17 protein-coding genes are annotated in these 18,396 nt (G+C 69.2%); 10 read left to right on the forward strand and 7 right to left on the reverse strand.

Annotated elements, in window-relative coordinates:
- Window positions 1–704: trypsin-like serine peptidase (locus ACJ8AT_RS07640; RefSeq protein ID WP_407736969.1), on the forward strand; the 704-nt coding region annotated here is incomplete at its 5' end.
- Between the two features lie 36 nt (window positions 705–740).
- Here the strand turns inward: ACJ8AT_RS07640 and ACJ8AT_RS07645 are convergent.
- Window positions 741–1,388, reverse strand: coding sequence for a hypothetical protein (locus tag ACJ8AT_RS07645; RefSeq protein ID WP_407736970.1), 648 nt, complete (start codon window positions 1,386–1,388; stop codon window positions 741–743).
- Between the two features lie 61 nt (window positions 1,389–1,449).
- Between ACJ8AT_RS07645 and ACJ8AT_RS07650 the strand changes: the two genes are divergently transcribed.
- The 7 genes from ACJ8AT_RS07650 to ACJ8AT_RS07680 all read left to right on the forward strand — a co-directional run bounded on the left by ACJ8AT_RS07650 (window position 1,450) and on the right by ACJ8AT_RS07680 (window position 10,198).
- Window positions 1,450–1,932 carry a tetratricopeptide repeat protein gene (locus ACJ8AT_RS07650; RefSeq protein ID WP_407736971.1) on the forward strand — a complete coding sequence of 161 codons (483 nt, stop codon included), beginning with the start codon at window positions 1,450–1,452 and terminating at the stop codon, window positions 1,930–1,932.
- Window positions 1,933–2,094: 162 nt separating this feature from the next.
- Window positions 2,095–3,192: a 6-phosphofructokinase gene (locus tag ACJ8AT_RS07655; RefSeq protein ID WP_407736972.1), complete on the forward strand. Its 1,098-nt coding sequence runs from the start codon at window positions 2,095–2,097 to the stop codon at window positions 3,190–3,192.
- Window positions 3,193–3,210: 18 nt separating this feature from the next.
- The gene (locus ACJ8AT_RS07660) at window positions 3,211–5,043 is read left to right on the forward strand and encodes a protein kinase domain-containing protein (protein WP_407736973.1); all 1,833 of its coding nucleotides are present in this window, start codon (window positions 3,211–3,213) and stop codon (window positions 5,041–5,043) included.
- Complete coding sequence (locus ACJ8AT_RS07665; protein WP_407736974.1) at window positions 5,040–6,026, forward strand: hypothetical protein; 987 nt, start codon at window positions 5,040–5,042, stop codon at window positions 6,024–6,026. The genes ACJ8AT_RS07660 and ACJ8AT_RS07665 overlap by 4 nt, the downstream gene beginning before the upstream one ends.
- Before the next feature lie 24 nt (window positions 6,027–6,050).
- Window positions 6,051–7,931: a sigma 54-interacting transcriptional regulator gene (locus ACJ8AT_RS07670; RefSeq protein WP_407736975.1), complete on the forward strand. Its 1,881-nt coding sequence runs from the start codon at window positions 6,051–6,053 to the stop codon at window positions 7,929–7,931.
- 72 nt (window positions 7,932–8,003) lie between these two features.
- The gene (locus ACJ8AT_RS07675; RefSeq protein WP_407736976.1) at window positions 8,004–8,594 is read left to right on the forward strand and encodes a hypothetical protein; all 591 of its coding nucleotides are present in this window, start codon (window positions 8,004–8,006) and stop codon (window positions 8,592–8,594) included.
- The gene (locus ACJ8AT_RS07680) at window positions 8,591–10,198 is read left to right on the forward strand and encodes a carboxypeptidase regulatory-like domain-containing protein (RefSeq protein WP_407736977.1); all 1,608 of its coding nucleotides are present in this window, start codon (window positions 8,591–8,593) and stop codon (window positions 10,196–10,198) included. The genes ACJ8AT_RS07675 and ACJ8AT_RS07680 overlap by 4 nt, the downstream gene beginning before the upstream one ends.
- A gap of 68 nt (window positions 10,199–10,266) precedes the next feature.
- Here the strand turns inward: ACJ8AT_RS07680 and ACJ8AT_RS07685 are convergent, their stop codons facing one another.
- From ACJ8AT_RS07685 to mutL, 6 genes are all read right to left on the reverse strand, one after another.
- Window positions 10,267–10,563, reverse strand: coding sequence for a putative quinol monooxygenase (locus ACJ8AT_RS07685; protein WP_407736978.1), 297 nt, complete (start codon window positions 10,561–10,563; stop codon window positions 10,267–10,269).
- A gap of 90 nt (window positions 10,564–10,653) precedes the next feature.
- The gene (locus ACJ8AT_RS07690) at window positions 10,654–11,199 is read right to left on the reverse strand and encodes an ester cyclase (protein ID WP_407736979.1); all 546 of its coding nucleotides are present in this window, start codon (window positions 11,197–11,199) and stop codon (window positions 10,654–10,656) included.
- Between the two features lie 191 nt (window positions 11,200–11,390).
- On the reverse strand, window positions 11,391–11,909 hold the full coding sequence (locus ACJ8AT_RS07695; RefSeq protein WP_407736980.1) for a hypothetical protein: 519 nt from the start codon (window positions 11,907–11,909) through the stop codon (window positions 11,391–11,393).
- Window positions 11,910–12,060: 151 nt separating this feature from the next.
- Window positions 12,061–13,107, reverse strand: coding sequence for a tetratricopeptide repeat protein (locus ACJ8AT_RS07700; RefSeq protein WP_407736981.1), 1,047 nt, complete (start codon window positions 13,105–13,107; stop codon window positions 12,061–12,063).
- Between the two features lie 159 nt (window positions 13,108–13,266).
- The gene (locus tag ACJ8AT_RS07705) at window positions 13,267–13,944 is read right to left on the reverse strand and encodes a hypothetical protein (RefSeq protein ID WP_407737051.1); all 678 of its coding nucleotides are present in this window, start codon (window positions 13,942–13,944) and stop codon (window positions 13,267–13,269) included.
- Window positions 13,945–14,072: 128 nt separating this feature from the next.
- Entirely contained in the window at window positions 14,073–15,872 is a 1,800-nt protein-coding gene (gene mutL, locus ACJ8AT_RS07710) for a DNA mismatch repair endonuclease MutL (RefSeq protein WP_407736982.1), read from the reverse strand.
- Window positions 15,873–16,043: 171 nt separating this feature from the next.
- Here mutL and ACJ8AT_RS07715 point away from each other — a divergent pair, with 171 nt between their 5' ends.
- Both ACJ8AT_RS07715 and ACJ8AT_RS07720 read left to right on the forward strand, forming a co-directional pair.
- Entirely contained in the window at window positions 16,044–17,363 is a 1,320-nt protein-coding gene (locus tag ACJ8AT_RS07715) for a DUF418 domain-containing protein (RefSeq protein WP_407736983.1), read from the forward strand.
- Window positions 17,364–17,433: 70 nt separating this feature from the next.
- Entirely contained in the window at window positions 17,434–18,396 is a 963-nt protein-coding gene (locus ACJ8AT_RS07720) for an SDR family oxidoreductase (RefSeq protein ID WP_407736984.1), read from the forward strand.

Raw genomic sequence — 18,396 nt, forward strand, 5'->3', positions numbered from 1 at the left:
ATCCTCGCCTCGTCCTTACGGCCGGACATTGCGTATGCCGAGGGCGCGAAGACAAAGACACCACCACCCTCGACAGCTCAACTTGCGAGAAGTTCGCGACGGTCATCGCGATTGCCTATGCCAGCCCAGGACAGCGCCCCTACATCCAGCGCTACACCGGAGTTGTGCGCGCCCATCACGACTTCAAAGCCATCCTCAAGAAGAAGAAACTCCTCGTTCCTCCCGATGCAGCGGTCGAGGGCAGCACGGTTGAAGGAGAAGCACGCTATGTTGTCGTGGACACCGTTCTGGAGAGCCAGGCGGATCTCGCTGTCATCTCCTTGGACAAGGCCGCGGAGAACAGATTCCCAGTCACTCCGCCAGCCAGGAGCGTCCTCAGGGCCAAGGATCCCATCGTCGTCGTTGGCTATGGCGCGGATGCCGTTGAGAACGGCCTCGTTGTGTTCAACGACAACCAGCCTACGCGCCGCTTCGGCAAGAACACGATCACCCTGCCCGGCACTGAAAAATTCACGATCGAGCCACCAGGCTCCCTGGCGCTCCCCGGCGACAGTGGCGGCCCCTGCTTTCGCGAAGACAAACGAGGCCTCTCGCTCGTCGGGATCAATTCGCGATCCGCCCCCGGCAGGAGGGCGACCTTTACGAGCACGTACTACTACCTGGAATGGTTGGATGCGGAGATCGGAAGAGTCACCAAGTTGTGAGTCGCAAGGGCCAAGGCCGCTTCACAAGTGCGCAGCTCAGTGCCTCCGACGGCGCCACGCTGCATAGGAAGCGACCAGCGCGCCCGCCAGCGCTCCCGCCAGCGCTCCCGCGGCCCGGCGTGACAGGCCTCCGTGCGTTGGCGCCTCCATCCGGAGCGTCTCCAGCGAGGCCTCCACCTGCGGCGCCAGTTCCTCCCATCGGGCCGCTGGCGCGCTCACCGTCACCACCGCGTGCCGGCCCTCGGAGGCCAGCCCCACCACCAGCACCGTCCGCACCTGCCCTGCTTCCCGGAGCGTCCCCAGCACCTCCACCCGTGGCGTAGGCCCTGTCATCCGCTCCACCCGGTCCGGCACCAGCGTCAGCCCCAGCTCCTTGTCGAAGTGCCGCACCACCGCCGCCCCGAAGTCGTCCCGCTCCGAAGGGCTGGCCGCCAACGTCCCCTCCACCACCGCCACCAGCAGCATCGCCGCCTCGGGCCCCTCCCCATCCGACAGTGCCGCCGACAAGAACCGCGGAGCCCCTGGGTCCAGCGTCACCGCTCCCGCCCTCGTCCCCGCATAGGGCTCCTGCCGCACCATCCGAAAGCCCGCGGGCGGACGGAAGCTGTAGCCGTCCTTGCGCAGCTCGGAGCCGAGCGCGCCCTGGACCAGCAACAGGCTGAGCGTGAGCGAGGAGAGGAGCATGGGCCTGCCCGAGGATAACCCCGTGCGCCCTGGAGGCCCCGCACGTTAACCTGCGGCTCCAATGACCCTTGAAGCCCGGGCCGACATGCAGGCGCGCGCCGAACGCGCCTTGCGGCGCGGAGATCTCGCCGAGGCGGTCGGCCTCTACGAGACGCTCGTCCAACAGTTCCCCCAGGACGAAGCCCTCGCCCAGAAGCTCGCCCTCCTCCGCGAGTCCCTCCAGCCCATGGAGCTCCACTCCCCCAAGGCCCGTGCGCCCGCCCCCGAGCAACCCGCACGCCAGGGTCCCTCCTCGCCCGTCCAGGAAGGCGAGCGCCTGTTCGCTCTCGGGGACTACGCCGGAGCCGCCGCCGCCTACCGCCGCGCCCTCCAGGAGCGCCCCGACAACGAGCTCATCAAGGAGCGCCTCGTCGAGCTCTACCGCCTGGCCACCACCGCTCCCGTGCACTCCCCCACGGATCGGGCGCTCCCCAAGGAGCCCCAACACCGGCTCCAGGCCTTGCTCGATCGCCTGGCTGCCCGGCGCCGGATCAAGCGAGACTGATTCGGCTCGTCTCCCGCCTTAATGAGGCCCTGAAGTTCGCGTCTCCTCTTCGACGCAGCGCGCGATTCGTGCGTTGCGCACCTGGGGGGTGGGTCCTACAATCCCGCCCCGACGCGGCTGTCATAGGCTCTCCCTTGTCCTCTGACAGCCGCGTCCGACTTTATGCCCCGACCTCTACGACTCGGAGTCCTCACCGGTGGCGGTGACTGCCCCGGCCTCAACGCCCTCATCCGAGGGCTGGTGAAGCGTGGGGTCCACGAGTTCGGCCACGAGTTCGTGGGCATCGAGAACGGCTACATGGGGCTCGTCGAGCCCGATCTCACCCGCCCGCTCACCGAGGAAGACACCCGGGGCATCCTCCCCAAGGGCGGCACCATCCTGGGCACCTCCAACAAGGCCAACCCCTTCCAGTACGCCGTGCTCGAGAACGGCACCTGGGTGGAGAAGGATCTCTCGGAGGTGGCCCTGCACCGCGCCGAGGAGCTGAAGCTCGATGGGCTGATCGCCGTCGGCGGGGACGGCACGCTGACGATCGGCCACAAGCTCACCGAGAAGGGGCTGCGCGTGGTGGGCTGCCCCAAGACGATCGACAACGATCTGTCCGGCACGGACCAGACCTTTGGCTTCGACACCGCCCGCGCCATCTGCACCGAGGCCATTGATCGGCTGCACTCCACCGCCGAGTCCCACGATCGCGTGATGGTGGTGGAGATCATGGGCCGCCACGCGGGCTTCCTCACGCTGGACAGCGGCATCGCCGGGGGCGCGGACGTGATCCTCATCCCCGAGATCCCCTACCGCGTGGAGTCCATCGTCGAGAAGATCCACCGCCGGGGCAGCCGCAAGCGCAGCTTCTCCATCATCGCCGTCGCCGAGGGCGCCTACCCCGTGGGCGGCACCCTGGCCGTGCTCGATCAGGCCGGAGACATCCCCGGGCGCGGCGTGGTGCGCCTGGGCGGCGCGGGCAAGGTGTGCGCGGACCTGCTGGCCAGGCACATCCCGGCGGAGATCCGCGTCACCGTGCTCGGCCACTTGCAGCGCGGCGGCAGCCCGTCGGCGGCGGACCGGCTGCTGGCGACCATGTACGGCTGCAAGGTGCTCGATCTGGTGCGCGACGGGCAGTGGGACTCGATGGTGGCGCTGAGGGAGGGCCGGATCGTCACCGCTCCGCTGAGCGAGTCTCGCAAGGAGCGCCGCGTGGATCCGGACGGCGAGCCCGTGCGTTTCGCCAAGAGCATGGGGATCAGCTTCGGGGACTGAGAGAGAAGCCTGGACACGATGACGCTCATTGGCCGCCAGATCGGTCGTTACCGGATCCTCGAGCAGCTCGGCTCGGGGGGTATGAGCGTCGTGTACAAAGGGCTCGACACCGCTCTGGATCGCGAGGTGGCGGTGAAGGTGCTGCACCCGCACCTGGCCGGCAAGGACGAGTCCCGCCGCCGTCTGGCGCGCGAGGCCAGGGCCGTGGCCCGGCTGCATCACCCCAACATCCTCGAGGTGTTCGACTTCTCCGCGGCCGACTCGCAGAACGCGTACATCGTCACCGAGTACATCCGCGGCCGCACGCTGCGGCAGTTCCTGGACGAGGGTGGGCTGGAGCCGCCCGAGCTCGCCGCGATGATCGTCCACGAGCTGGCCGCGGCGCTCGCCCACGCGCACGAGGAAGGCGTCATCCACCGCGATCTCAAGCCCGAGAACGTCATGATCCGCGAGGACGGCGTGCTCAAGCTGATGGACTTCGGGATCGCCAAGCTCCTGGAGACCGAGGAGCGGATGACCGTCACCGGCGGGCTGGTGGGCTCGCCCGCGCACATGGCCCCCGAGATCATCGAGGGCCTGGAGGCCGGCCCCGAGGCGGACGTCTTCTCGCTGGGCATCATGCTCTACGCCTTCGTCACCGGCCGGCTGCCCTTCAGCGCGCCCAACACGACGGCCACCCTCAAGCGCATCCTGGACGGGGCCTACGAGGATCCACGCCGCCGCGTGGCCGCGCTCTCGGACGAGCTGGCGGAGATCATCTCCCGGTGCCTGCAGCGGGACCGGTACCAGCGCTACCCGAACGCGGGCGGGCTGCGCGATGCGCTCGCCGACTACCTCACCGGGCTGGGCTTCCCTCGCGTGAACGAGGAGCTGACCTCCTTCTTCACGGATCCGGCCTCCTATAAGAAGACGGCTCGCCAGCGCATCGTCGCGACCCTGCTGGAGCGCAGCGAGCGGTTCCTCGCCGAGAAGCGCACCCCGCGCGCCCTGGCCTGCCTCAACCAGGTGCTCGCCCTGGATGGGCAGAACGCCCGCGCCCTCGCGATGCTCGATGGGCTCAACCGCGCCAAGCGCCGCCGGCTGTGGATGAAGCGTGGCGCCCAGGCGGGCGTGACGCTCGTGATCCTCGCGGCGCTCGTCACGGGTGGGTACTTCCTGTTCCGCTCGCGCCAGACGACTGTCGCTCCCCCCAATCCGAGCCCTCCCGAAACACCCACGACGCCACAGGTAACCGATCCAGGGCCGACCGCGCCCCTCCAGCCGCCGGCCTCGCTCTCCGCGACGCCTGAGCCCGCTCATCCCACTTCGGAGGAGCCCTCCTCCGAGGAGCCGGCCTCGACGAAGAAGGCCACCCCTCGCACCGAGACGCCTCGCGTTGAGAGCTCGCGCCCGGCGAAGGTGCACGTGTCGATCCTCGTGCGTCCCTACGGTGCCATCCAGGTCGACACGGAGGTTCCGAGCCCCCAAGCGCTGGCCCAGCATGATCTCCAGCTGGCACCCGGGCGCCACGCCATCACCGTGCGGTGCGAGTGGTGTGAGGACGCCGTGGAGACCATCAACGTGGTCCCGGGCACCGAGAACGTCTTCCGGCTGCGCGCCCAGCTCAAGCCGGCGCGGCTCTCCTTCGACTATCAGCCCGCCGAGGCCCAGGTCCGGGTGGGCAAGGAGCTGCGGACCGCGCGGGACAGCCAGGAGCACCCTTTCACCATCGAGTCGCCCCGAGGCCCCGCGAGCTTCCAGCACCGCGTGGAGTACGAGGTAAGCTCCCCAGGCTATCGGACGGAGAAGCGCATGGTGCTCGTCGAGCCCGGCAAGCCCGTCACCCTGCACGGGAGCCTCGTCGCCGAATGAGCCGCGGCCTGCCGCTCCTGCTCTGCCTGCTGCCAGCGCTGCTGGCACCGGTGGCCGCACGCGCGCAGGACACGAACACGGAGCTGGCCGGCATCCGCGCCGCCTTCGAGTATGGCAAGTACGCCGAGGTGCTCGAGCGCGCTGGCAGCCGGATCGATCGGGGCAGCCTGAGCGACGAGCAGCTCGTCGATCTGCACGAGCTCGCGGGCCTGGCCGCCTTCAACCTCCAGCGGATGAACGACGCCGAGCGCCACTTCAGCGCGCTGCTGCGGCTGGATCCGGACCACAGCCTGGACCCGTTCGTGGTGCCACCGCCCGCCGTGGCCTACTTCGACAAGCTCAAGCAGAAGATGGACTCGGAGCTGGACTTTCTCCGGCAGGAGCGCCGGCTCCAGCAAGAGCGGGCGCGCGTGGAGGCCGAGCGCCGGGAGCGCGAGCGGCTGACCGCCGAGGAGCAACGCCGCCGCACCGAGGCGCTCGCCCGCCAGGTGACGATCCGCACGGTGGAGAAGCGCAACTTCCTGGTGAACTTCGTTCCCTTCGGCGCGGGCCAGTTCCAGCAGGGCCGCACCAGCCTCGGCATCGTCTTCGCCGCCTCCGAGGGTGCACTCGCGGTGACGAGCGTCATCGCCTACTTCGCCTACGAGGCCCTCTTCGAGACATCCACCGTCGAGGTCGATGACGTGCTCACCGAGACGGGCAAGGCCACCCTCACCCTGCGCTACATCCCCACCAACCGCTCCCGGCAGGCGGATGTGTGGCGGCTGCTCAAAATCGGCTCGGCTGCGGGCTTCTATACCGTGTATGCGCTGGGTGTGTCCGACGCCCTCTACCACCACGAGGATCAGGTGGTGACCACCACCATCGAGGAGCGGCCTGCTCCGCTGCCCAGCCCTGCTCCGGCCCACAGTGGCCCCTCGGCCCGGCTTCGGCTCTTTCCCACCTCCGGCGGGCTCGGCGCCGGGCTCACCCTCACCTTCTAGCTCGGCTCACCCGGAGCCCTCACCATGGCCAGCCTCAGCGTCCGTACTCCTGATGGAAAGGTCCGAACGGTCCCCCTGCTCAAGCGCATCACCAGCATCGGGCGAGGCACGGACAACGATGTGCAGCTCAACGATCCGAGCGTCCCAGACAGCGCCCTCCACGTGCTCTTCGATGGCAGCCGCTACCAGGTAGGCAGCCTGGGGGCCACGTTCCAGATCAACGGCAAGAAGCGTGACTCGCACGTGCTGGCCTCCGAGGACGTCATCCGCGTAGGCGGCACCGAGCTGACCTTCACCCGGGACGATGCTCCCGCGCCGCGCCCCACGCCGCTGCCCTCCATCACCACGGAGGCCCCCGCCTCGGACGAGTCCCACACCGCCGAGATCCCCGGCGTCCCCGGCCGCGAGCTGGCCATGCTGCGCCGGCTCACCACGTTCAGCGAGCGGCTGCTGGGCAGCTACGATGTGGACAAGCTCCTCGAGAACCTGATGGACGAGGTCATCGAGGTGACTCGCGCGGACAAGGGCTTCCTCATCCTCATGGAGAGCAACGAGCCGCGGGTGAAGGTGGCGCGCAACCTCTCGCGGGAGAACATCGAGGACGCGGTGGAGAAGCTGTCGGACTCGATCATCTCCAAGGTGGTCAAGGACCAGAAGCCGCTGATCATCGCGGACGCCATCGACGCCCCCGAGTTCAAGGCCAGCGAGTCGGTGGTGAACCTCAAGGTCCACTCCGTCATGTGCGTGCCGCTGATGCACAAGGGCGAGCTGTTCGGCCTGCTCTACGTGGGCAATGACCGGCTGGTGAACCGCTTCGAGCCCAAGAGCCTGGACATGCTCACCATCTTCGCGGCGCAGGCCTCGCTGATCCTGCACAACGCCCTGCTGGTGAACGAGCTGAAGCTGGACAACACCGAGCTGCGCAAGAAGCTGGAGGACCAGCGCTACGGGGACATCGTCGGCGCCTGCCAGGGCATGAAGGACGTGTACAAGCGCATCGACAAGATCGCGCTCACGGACATCTCCGTGCTGATCACCGGCGAGACGGGCACCGGCAAGGAGCTGATCGCCCGGGAGATCCACCGGCACTCGCCGCGCGCCAAGGGCCCCTTCGTCACCATCAACTGCGGCGCCATCCCCGAGAACCTGCTGGAGAGCGAGCTGTTCGGCCACGTGAAGGGCGCCTTCACCGGCGCGGTGGCCACGCGGCCCGGCAAGTTCCAGGCGGCCATCGGCGGCACGCTCTTCCTGGATGAGATCGGCGAGATGCCGCTCCAGCTCCAGGTGAAGCTGCTGCGCGCGCTGCAGGAGAAGGTCGTCTACAAGGTCGGCGACAACCGCGGCGAGGCGGTGGACATCCGCGTGGTGGCCGCGACGAACAAGATCCTCGAGGAGGAGGTGAAGAAGAACACCTTCCGCGAGGATCTCTACTACCGGCTCAACGTCGTCACCCTGAAGCTGCCTCCGCTGCGCGAGCGCGGCGAGGACGTGATCGTCCTGGGCAGGTTCTTCCTCCAGAAGTACGCCAAGGAGTTCGGCTCCAAGGTGAAGGGCTTCACCCCCGCGGCCACCGTGGCCATGAAGAAGTACGCCTGGCCGGGCAACATCCGCGAGCTGGAGAACCGCCTCAAGAAGGCCGTGGTGCTGGCCGACAAGCCGCTGCTCGGGGCGGATGATCTGGATCTCAAGCCCGAGAACCTGGACCCCATCATGCCCCTGCTCCAGGCCAAGGAAGAGTTCCAGAAGCGCTACATCAACGAGGTGCTCGCCCGGAACAACGGCAACCGCACCAAGACGGCCAAGGATCTGGGCGTGGATCCGCGCACCATCTTCCGCCACCTGGAGAAGCTCGAGGCCGAGAAGAATGGCAAGCCCCTACCTCCCGAAGAGGAGGAGCTCCTGTAGCCACCGCGACGCGACTGTCGCGGTCTCCCCGTGCTCCCGGCGTGCTCCTCCTGCCAAGTTCCCATGCTCCCTATGGAATCCACTCGTTCTCCCCTGGCCAGGGGATTGCTTGCACTCCCGCTGAGGTGGCTGGGACTGGCGTGGGCGGCGGGCATGGCGAGCGGGTGCCTCGTTCCCCAGGACGACACGCTCCTGGAGAGCCTGCCCCAGCGCCGCAACCGCCCCCCGCGCATCGTGGAGACCCAGGTGCAGCCCCCCGACCCCATCATCCAGGACTTCGGCGCCAACGGCCTGTGCGAGCTGGACTTCTCCGTCGTCGTGGAGGACCCGGACGTGGATGATCTCATCACGGTGCGCTGGTACCTGGACTACGACGACCAGAACCCCACCGGGGCCTACCGCGAGTTCCAGCTCGCCAACAATGGCGAGCCCCAGCGCGGAGACAGGCCCACGCTGCGCATCAATCTGCGCGCGGCCAACAGCCCGCTCAGCGCGCCGGGGACCCACCTGGTGGAAGCCCTGGTGAGCGACACCCGGCTGGTGGGCCGCGAGCCCGTGCCGGTGGGCAGCATCACCCTGGATGGGGGCACCGTCGTCGTCAACCCGGGCTACGCGGTGACCCACGCGTGGTTCGTCGACACCGTCCGCGGAGACTGCCAATGAGACGCATGCGCATGGCCTTGCTGGCGCTGGCCCTGGGGGGCCTCCGGTGTGCCTATCTGCCGGACTCGCCCAAGGAGAGCCTGCTCGTCTGCCGGAACGACTCCGAGTGCTCGGAGGGCCAGGTGTGCTTCCCGGATGGCTGCGGCGATCCGGGCCAGCACATCGTCGTGGAGGTGACGCCCAACCCGAAGGCGGGCCAGCACGCCCAGGACTTCCCGGTGGACAACCTGCGGGCCCAGCAGAACCTGGAGCTCTTCAAGCCCGCCTCCCTCCAGGGCAAGGTGGTCCGCGAGAGCCTGCTGTCCGGGCCCAGCACCACGGCCTACTCGAGCACCGTCACCGTGCGCACCTCCGGCGAGAGCCTGCTCATCCCTGGGCTGACTCGCCGCTACGAGGGCACGCTCGTTCCGGACAATGGCCTGTACCAGCTCTGGAGCGGCTCCGGCCGCTACACCGTCACCCTGCTCGCCGCGGACCCCGAGGTGCCTCCCCTCCGGCAGGAGGGCGTGGTGGTGGAGCCAGGCCACACGGTGGGGCTCGACTTCCTGCTGCCCGCGCCCACCGCCATCACCCACCTGGCCGGCAAGGTGGTTCGCCTGGGCACCACGCTGGTGAACGCGGATCTGGAAGTCCAGGCGCTGAGTGACGCGCTCAGTCCCCTGTCCCAGCGCGTCCCGGTGACCCGGGCCACGGGGGACTTCGTCCTGGCGCTGCCTCCGTCCGCCGCGAAGCTGGATCATGTGCTCGTCCAGGTGACGGTGCCTCGCGCCGACGTGCTGGTGCCGCAGAAGGCGTTCACCGTGGACCCACGCCCCGGAATCACTCCGCCGCTGGAGCTGGGCGACTACGGCGATCCCGTCACCGTGCAGGGCCGCGTGGTGGACCGGGACGGCCAGCCCGTGGCGAACGCCTCCGTGTACCTCCAGGGCAAGGTGGGCGGCGGAGGCCAGTTCCGCAGCGGCACCGCCGTCACCGGGGCGGATGGGCGCTTCGAGCTGAGCTCCCTGCCGAGCAGCCTGGACACACCCATGACGCTCTATGCGGTGCCGCCGACCAGCTCGGCCGCCGGTATCCTCCTGCAGCCCACGGCCATTCCTCGCGGGGGCGCCGCGCTCAGTGACGTCATCTGCCCGGACAAGGTCATTGCCCAGGGCACCCTGCTGGGGCCTGACGGGGTGCCCGCAGCGGGCGTGCGCGTGGTGGCCGAGCCCGTGGGCGAGGTGCCAGGCTGGCCTCGGCCCGCGATGGGCACCGAGGCGGACTCCGCCACCGACGAGGAGGGCCACTACCGCCTCCGGCTGGATCCGGGCGAGTACCGCTTCGACTTCATCCCCGCGGAGAACCTGCCGCGCGTCAGCCGCTTCGTCACGGTACAGCCCTCCACGAATCTGGAGCTGGCGCCCTTCACCCTCTCCAAGGGCCGCCGCGTCACCGGGCTGGTGATGAACAGCGAGGCTCATGACAGCCCCATCCCCGGCGTCCCCTACGCCTCCATCCGCTTCTTCCGCGTGGTGAATGTGGAGGGCAAGCCCACCTCCGTGCTGCTGGCCCAGACGGTGTCCGACAGCACCGGCGCCTACGCTGCCACCCTGCCCACGCGCTGAGGCGTGGACCCGGCGAGTGGCGGGCAGCTCGCACCGGCTGGAGCGCGAGCCGCCCGGAGTCTGGACGCTCAGCCAATCTGCTTGTAGCGCACGATGTCCGGCGGCGCCGCGAGCAGATCCGGGAGCTGGGAGAAGACCGTCTGGAGGTGCGGAAGCGCCAGGTGCGTGTTGAGATCCGCGTCGGTCTCCCACTCCTCCAGGATGGTCAGCACCGCCGGGTTCTGCCGATCCTGCATCAGCGAGTACCGGCGGCACCCCTTCTCGCGCTTCGTCGGCTCGATGAGCGGCTCGATCAGCTTCCTCAGCCCCTCTTCCTTGCCAGCCCGCGCCTGCAGCTTCGCCACGACGTAGACAATATCCTTCATGAGAGCCCCTCCCTGGGGAGTAGGAGCACTCTAACAGGACCCAGGCAGGCGCGGGATTCTCGACCGCCTGCCCGCGAGCGGAGCCGCGCGTCAGCGCTGGGTGCGCTTGATCAGCTCGTTGAGTGGCGCGGTGTGGCTGAGCATGTTGCGAGCGCTCTCGGCCCCCGGCACGGGCAACTTCGTGTCGGGCAGGAGCCCAGCCTGGAGCAGGATCGTCGCGGTGTCCCAGTAGAGGTTCTCCGCCGCGATCTGATCGCCCTCGGTGTAGACGACCACCACCATGGGGAACTCGATGCGCTTGCCCGTGGGAGGAACGCCCGGCAGCACCCAGTCCATCTGCATGGTGTGGGTGAACTTGATCACGAGCTCGTCCACGACGCGGCTGGCGCCCACCGTGCGCGACACGCTGGTGACCTCGAGATCCGGCGGGAGCTGGTTGAGGAAATGCCGGGCGTAGAAGTTCTTCAGCTCCTCGGGCCCCCTGCCGCCGACCATGATCGGCACGATGGTGACGCGCGGGTTGCTCGTCATCGTCGACATCGCTGCGTCCGGGCTCTTGTGGGCGAACTCCGCCTCCAGGTGCTTGTCCCAAAGACCCGTCATCGCCTTGTCCGCTGCCATCACGGAGTCACTCATGAACGAAACCTTTCTCGAGCTAATAAAATGGACTTCCTGGGAAAGGTTACCAACCTCCCTCCGCGCACAACCAGCCGCCTCCAGTGCAGGACCTCCCCTTCGGCGCAGGCGAGAGATTGCCGCGGGGCTTGGGCCACCCATACACGGGCCTTCAGCATCCGACAGGCTCCAAGGAAGGTGGATCGGCTCGATCAGGGCAGACGGCCAGCCGCCGAGTTGCGGCGGGCGGCGTCAAAGGCCGCCTGGAGCGCATCCACCGCCCCACCCACCTCGCCGGCGTACTGCACCGCGTGGATGGTGTAGAGATCCTGCACCTCTTCGAGGCGGTTGAAGACGGTGCGCAGCTCCGCGCGCTCGCGCGAGTCGATGGCGCAGCGGCTCTCGCGCTCGCGCAGCCGCTGGAGCCAGGCGGTGCGGAAGCGCATCCACTCCTGATCCACATTGCGAGCGGGCACGTCGCGCACCAGCGTCTCGCGCTTGTTCTCCAGTTCCGTCCACAGCGCCTGCGCGGCGTCCACGCACTCGCGGAAGGAGAGCACCTGAGCGGGCTCGGCGGGGGGCAGCGTCTCGGGGGTCATCGCCGCCACCGAGTGGCTCACGTTCACGATGAGCCACAGGCAGAAGATCGTGGTGACGGCCACATGGAACCCATACGCGGCGGCGCGGAACGAGCGGAAGCGAGGGTCTTTCCGGGGGTCGACGTCGGACACGGAGCCCCGTCTTACGACCGAGGCACCTTCGTGGCAACGACGGACTTGCTGCGGTGGGTAGGAACGAAGGGTCATCCGTCCCCCACCCGACTGCTCGACGGTACGGCCCGTGCGGGTGGGGAGCCTGTCCCTCACCCGCTCGAGAGCCGGATCAGTGCGCCGCGGGAGGCGTGGCCGCCGGAGCCGCAGCCGCCGGGGCTGGCTTGGCCGGAGCCGGAGCCGCCGTGGCAGGAGCCGCCGCCGCCGGAGCCGGGGCCGCCGCCGGAGTCTCCGTGGCCGGAGCCGGGGCCGCGCCATCCATCAGGCCGAGCTGCCGCTTGGCCGAGTTCAGCCGCGCCTTCATGGCGCCCAGGTACTGGCTGGCGGGGTACGTGCCGATCGCATCGCGGATGGTGGCCAGCGCCTTCTCTGCCTGGTTGCTCTCCTGGTACGACTGAGCCAGCAGCACCATGGCGTAGTCACGCGTCTTGGACTTCTTGTCCGATTCCACGAAGCGGGCCAGCAGCGGCACCGCCTTGTCGTGCTGACCGATGGCGTTGTAGGCGGCGCCCAGGAAGAAGGACGCCTCCTGCACGTCAGACTCGCTGGGGTTCATGGCCATGAAGCGCGACAGATCCTCGGCGGCGCCCTTCATGTCGTTGCGGCGGAAGGCGGCCTTGCCCCGCTCGAGGGCCGAGTCACCGATCTCCTTGCGCAGCAGCCCGGCGCGATCGTTGAGCGCCTGGCGCTCCAGCGCGGACAGGCGCGAGGTGTCCAGCTTCACCAGCGCGTCAATGCCCTTGAGCCGCTCGTCGCCGGGCAGCGTGGTCATCAGCTTGTAGACGTCCGCGGCGGCGCGCTGGGCGTTCTGGTTGGCGGACAGCTCCGCGCGCTGCTTCTCGAGCTGCGAGGTGAGATCAGCCACGGACTTCTCCAGGCGCTCGCGCTCGGCGTCGGCGGTGGAGGTGCTGGCGCGGGTGGTCATGATCGCGCCGCCCACGGCCAGGATGGCGAACAGGGCGTAGGCCACGCCGGAGGAGAGCCACTGGCGGCGCTGGAAGTCCTCGTGGCGCTTGCCGACCGCCTTCACCTCGGCGTGGAGGTTCTTGAGGAGGTTGTCCGTCTTGATGACGAGGTTACGGGCCTCGATCACCTCCTTGCGGATCTCCGTCAGCTCCTTGTTGTCGGACTCTGGCTTGTTGGTATCGGCTGCTGCCATGGACATCTTCCTGGTAGGCCCGGAAAGGACTTCGGCCGGCTCGCGCATCGTAAAAGTTCCCCTGGAGTTCAACGACTTTCGGCACCGGGAACAGGGCCCGGATGCCCACTCATTTCCGACCGGCGTCCAGGGGCAACCGGAGGGACGAGCGCCCGCGCGCTAGAAGGGGGCCTTCGTGGACGGCCCGAAGTCCTTGGGGAAGGTGTAGTTCACCCCCACGGTGAGCCAGCTTCCCCCGGCGTTGAACGAGCCCACGTTCTGGTTGTTCAGGACCACGGCCCCTCGGGCGAAGATCTGGCGGAACTCGGCGCTGATCCCCCAGGTGGGGTTCAGGCGGAAGGTCGCTCCCACGGTCCCTCCCCAGGCCTGGGAGTATGTCTCGTGGAGAGGCTGGCCCTCGAACGCCGCCGTCGCGAGGATGGGGCCGGTGAGCAGGCCCAGGAAAGGCACCATCCCCTCCGGGCCGATGTCCAGCCACGACCGGAACCGCAGGCCGATCAGCGCGCCATAGCCGACGGTCGTCAGCTGGGGCTGCCCGGTGAGTTGGATCCGCTGGCCGTGGGCGAACAGGTCGATGCCGAGCTCCACCAGATCCGAGATCCCATAAGCGAAGGTGCCCGCCACGAGTGGCCCTCCGCGCGAGGGGCTGGTGCGCGTCAGGCCCTCATTGCCCGGCACCGAGTAGAAGTGGTCGTAGAAGGTGGTGTTGGCGGCATAGCGCCAGCCGCCCTGGATGGAGATGCGGCCTACGCCCTCGAGCGAGGGGCCGTCGTCCTGGGCGGACGCGGTGAAGGCGACGAGGGTGGCAACGAGGGTGAGCAGGTGGCTCGGGCGCATCACGGGTTCTTCCGGCGGAGCGCGAGTCCGTCCCGCGTAGCCTCCGCCCGCCAGTGCTACAGGGGTGTGGCGCACCGTAACAGTGGCCCCCGGAGCGTCAATTTTCCGTCCGTGAGGAGCCTGCTGCGTCAGCGAGCGCGCCGCTCCAGCTCCAGCAGGGGCATCTCCAGCACCACGACGGTGCCGTGCCGGCACGTGGGGTGGAAGTCCGCCGCATCCAGCTGCCCGAGCAGGGAGCGGAGCTGCGCGTCCGTGAGCTTGTCCGCCGAGGCCTGGGCGGAGTGGCAGGCCATGACCCGAAGCGCCTCGGCCAGCCCCACCGCGTCCAGCGAGGTGCCGGGGGGCGGCAGCGCATGGGAGAGCGCCTCCAGGAGGGTTCGGGGATCGACCCCCTCCAGGCCGGGAGGCACCGACTTGAGCGCGAAGCTCGTCCCGCCGAAGGGCTCCACGTCCAGGCCCAGCCGCGCCAGCGCCTCGCGCCCGCCCATGAGCGCCTTGGCCACCGGCAGCGGCAGCTCCACCGTGGTGCCAAAGAGCGAGGGCGCGGGCCCCTGGCCCTCCTCCAGCAGGTGGTGGAAGTCCATCAGCCGTGCACGCTCCAGCGCCGCGTGCCGGTCCAGCACCACCAGCGTGCCGCCAGAGCCCTCACACACCTGGAAGCGCTCGCCGAGCACGCCCATGGGCCGCAGCGAGGCGAAGTAGCCGGGCGGAGGGGCCTCGTTGAGCATCGGCAGGGCCTGACCGAAGGCGGGGGCCCGGCCCATGGGCACGGGCGGCGGCGGCATGCCCGGAGCAGGGGCATCCGCGGCTGTGGGCAGCGGCAGCGGAGCGCCCCAGACGGCCTCCTGCGCCCGGGTGAGGAAGCGCTCCACGGCCTGGGCATAGTGGGCGGCCTGGCGCTTCGGATCGGCCTCCTGGGGCGCGGCGCCCAGCCAGGGAGCGGCCCGGAGCGTGCGGACGATGGCCGCGAGCACCGCGTCGTACACGCCACGCGAGTCGGAGAAGCGAACCTCCAGCTTCTGCGGATGCACGTTCACGTCCACGGTGTGGGGATCCACCTCGAGGAAGAGCACCACGAGCGGCTGGCGCCCGGACGGCAGGTACTCCTGATAGGCGCGCTGGATGGAGGACAGCAGGCCGCGATCCCTCACGTAGCGGCGGTTGACGAAGGTGTAGATGCCGCGAGCGGTGGGCAGGGTGTACTCGGGCGAGGCGATGAAGCCGGTGACGCTGACGCCCAGGCGCCGCTCCTCCACGGGGAACAGGTGGGGGTGCACATCCGCGCCGAGCGCCGCGGCGATGCGCTCGGTGGGATCGTCCGGGCAGGCTGGGCTGGTGAACAGGGGCAGCCCGCCGTGCTCCACGAGGAAGGACACCTCGGGGTGGGCCAGGGCGATGCGGATGACGGCCTCCTCCACGTGCTTGAGCTCCGTCTCGGCGCGGCGCATGAACTTGAGCCGGGCGGGCGTGTTGTAGAAGAGCTCCTCCACCGTCATCACCGTGCCCACTCGCGGCGGCGCGTCCTCCACGTGCAGAGGCCCCCCACCCTCCACCGTCACGCGAGTGCCCACCTCGGCGTCCGGCTCGGCGGTGTGCAGGGAGAAGCGAGACACGGCGGCGATGGCCGGCAGGGCCTCGCCCCGGAAGCCCTTGCTGACCAGGTTGTGCAGATCATCCAGCTCGCGAAGCTTGCTGGTGGCGTGGCGCTCCAGGCAGAGCACCGCGTCCTCGCGCCCCATGCCATGCCCATCATCCGAGATGACGATGCGCTGCAGTCCCCCACCCTCCAGGGCCACCTGCACGGTGCGCGCGCTCGCGTCCAGCGAGTTCTCCACCAACTCCTTCACCACGGAGGCGGGGCGCTCGACCACCTCGCCGGCGGCGATCTTGTTGATCAGATCATTACTGAGTCGGGCGATGCGGGCCATGGGCGCTCTTCAGCCTCTCAGGGTAGGGCGCCAGACGCAACACCTGAGAAGTTGGCACCCATCCCCGGAGAAGTCGTGCCCTGGACTGAAGGATGTACAGCTCAGCGTGTCGTCCGCGAGGTGAAACAGCGGGGGCTGGACGCGGGGTGAATGTGAGCATCTGCTAGGGACATGTCCAAACCCACTCCTCCCGCCTCGGCTCCTGGGGCCCAGGCCCGTCCGGTGGATGTCTCCGAGCGGGTGACCCTGCTGGACGTGCTGCGCGGCTTCGCGCTGTGCGGCGTCTTCGTCTCCAACAGCTTCACCTGGTTCAGCGGCCGCAACCTCCTGCCGCACAAGCAGTCCGAGGCGCTGGCGGCACCTCCGCTCGAGGCAGTGGTCAGCTCCCTCTATCACTTCTTCGTGAACCAGAAGGCGATGACCCTCTTCTCCTTCCTCTTCGGGCTGGGCTTCTCCATCCAGCTCTCGCGCGCCGAGGCTCGGGGAAGTCCCATCGTCCCGCTGTACTCGCGGCGGCTGCTGGTGCTGCTGGGTATCGGCGTGGCGCACATCTTTGGGGTGTGGGCCGGCGACGTCCTCTCCACCTACGCGCTGGTGGGCTTCGTGCTGCTGCTCTTCCGTCAACGCTCGGACCGGACGGTGGTGGCCTGGGCGCTGGTGCTGCTGGTGGCGGTGCCGCTGCTGGTCCCCGCCCTCCAGCGCTTCGGTCCCATCCTGCTGCACGGCGCGCAGGCCGCGGCCGAGTCGGCGAAGGCCGGTGAGGAGCACGCCGCCCAGCTGCGGGCCCGGTTCCTCGCGGGCCTCTCCAGCGGCTCCTTCTGGACGACCCAGAAGGAGAACGCGCGCTATTTCCTCACGGCCATGCTCTTTCAGATGAACCGCCTGCTCTGGATGGCGGGCATCCTGGGCCGCTTCCTGCTGGGCCTGCTCGCGGGGCGGCACCTGCTGATGCAGGAGGTGGAGCGCAACCGCCCCTGGCACCGCCGGCTGCTCGTCTGGGGGCTGGTGCTGGGCGTGCTGGGCAATGGCGCGATGATCGGGATGCAGCGCCTGCGCGTCGCGGGGCTGGTGGACCCGGCGAAGGACGCCTGGACAGTGGTCATGCCCGCCATCCAGGAGCTGGGCTATCTGGGGCTGGGCGCGGTGTACGTGGCCGCCTTCGCCCTGCTCTTCCAGCGCGAGCGCTGGCGCAGGGTGATGCAGGTGCTGGCCCCGGTGGGGCGCATGGCGCTCACCAATTACCTGCTGGAGTCGGTGGTGAGCATCTGCCTCTACGATGGGTGGGGGCTGGGCCTCGTGGGCAGGCTGCCGCCGTCGCGGTGCGTGGCGCTCACGCTGGCCGTCTTCGCGCTCCAGGTGCCCTTCAGCCACGGGTGGCTGTCGCGCTTCCGCTTCGGCCCGGCCGAGTGGCTGTGGCGCTCGCTCACCTACGGCCAGGTGCAGCCCATGCGCCTGGCGCCCCAGAGCGCCACGGATACGGCGGTGAGTTGACGTCTGAAAGCGGCCCCCTCCCTCCTTAGTAGCGTTCCGTCAGCGCTTGGGCTAACACGCCCACCCCGGAATGGATGCGACTCATGCAGGCAAGAGGGGGCTGCGCGTCGCCGTCACCGGCGCCAGCGGGGACTTCGGCCGGCTGCTGTTGCCGCTGCTGGAGAAGGATCCCGCCGTCGAGAGCGTCCTGGTGCTGGACGTCACCCGGCCCGAGGGCGACAAGGTGGAGTACCACCGTGTGGATCTCACGCGCCATGACGCCGAGGGCGAGCTGACCGAGGCCCTCACCGAGCGCCCCGTGGACGCGCTCTACCACCTGGCCTTCCTGTTCGGGCCGGTGCGCAACGGCTCGCTGGCGCACGAGCTGGAGGTGGTGGGCACCATCAACGTGCTGGCCGCCGCGGGGCGCGCGAAGCTGCCCCGGCTCGTGGTGCCCTCGCTCACCGCGGTGTATGGCGCGCGAGGACAGCACCCGGCCCTGCTCCGCGAGGAGGCGCCGCTGGCGGGCTGTCCTCACAGCCGCTTTGTCTCCGACAAGGTGCAGGTGGAGAGCCAGGTGCGCTCCTTCCGAGAGCGCCACCCGGACACGCGCGTGCTCGTGCTGCGGTTCGCTCCGGTGCTCGGCCCCTCGGTGGACAACCCGGCCACGCGCATGCTCAAGCGCCCCGTGGTGCCCACGCTGCTGGGCTTCGATCCGCTGTGGCAGGCCATCCACGAGGAGGACGCCGCCCGCGCCCTGCACATGGCGCTCACGGCGGACGCCTCGGGGGACTTCAACATCGTGGGCCAGGGCGTCCTGCCGCTCTCGGGCCTCATCCGGCAGGCGGGCAGCCGCTCGCTTCCCCTGCCCGGCCCGCTGTTCCGTGCCGCCTTGCACACGCTGGCCACGGTGGGAGCGGCGGCATTGCCCATCGCGCTGCTCGACTACATCCATTACAGCTGGGTCGCGGACGGTGAGCGTGCCGAGAACGCGCTCGGTTTCATTCCCATCCATCACGCCCGGGACGCCGCCGCGGCGCTGAGGAGGAACTGA

This window comes from Hyalangium sp., assembly GCF_045802625.1.
In the GTDB taxonomy this organism is placed as follows: Bacteria; Myxococcota; Myxococcia; order Myxococcales; family Myxococcaceae; genus Hyalangium.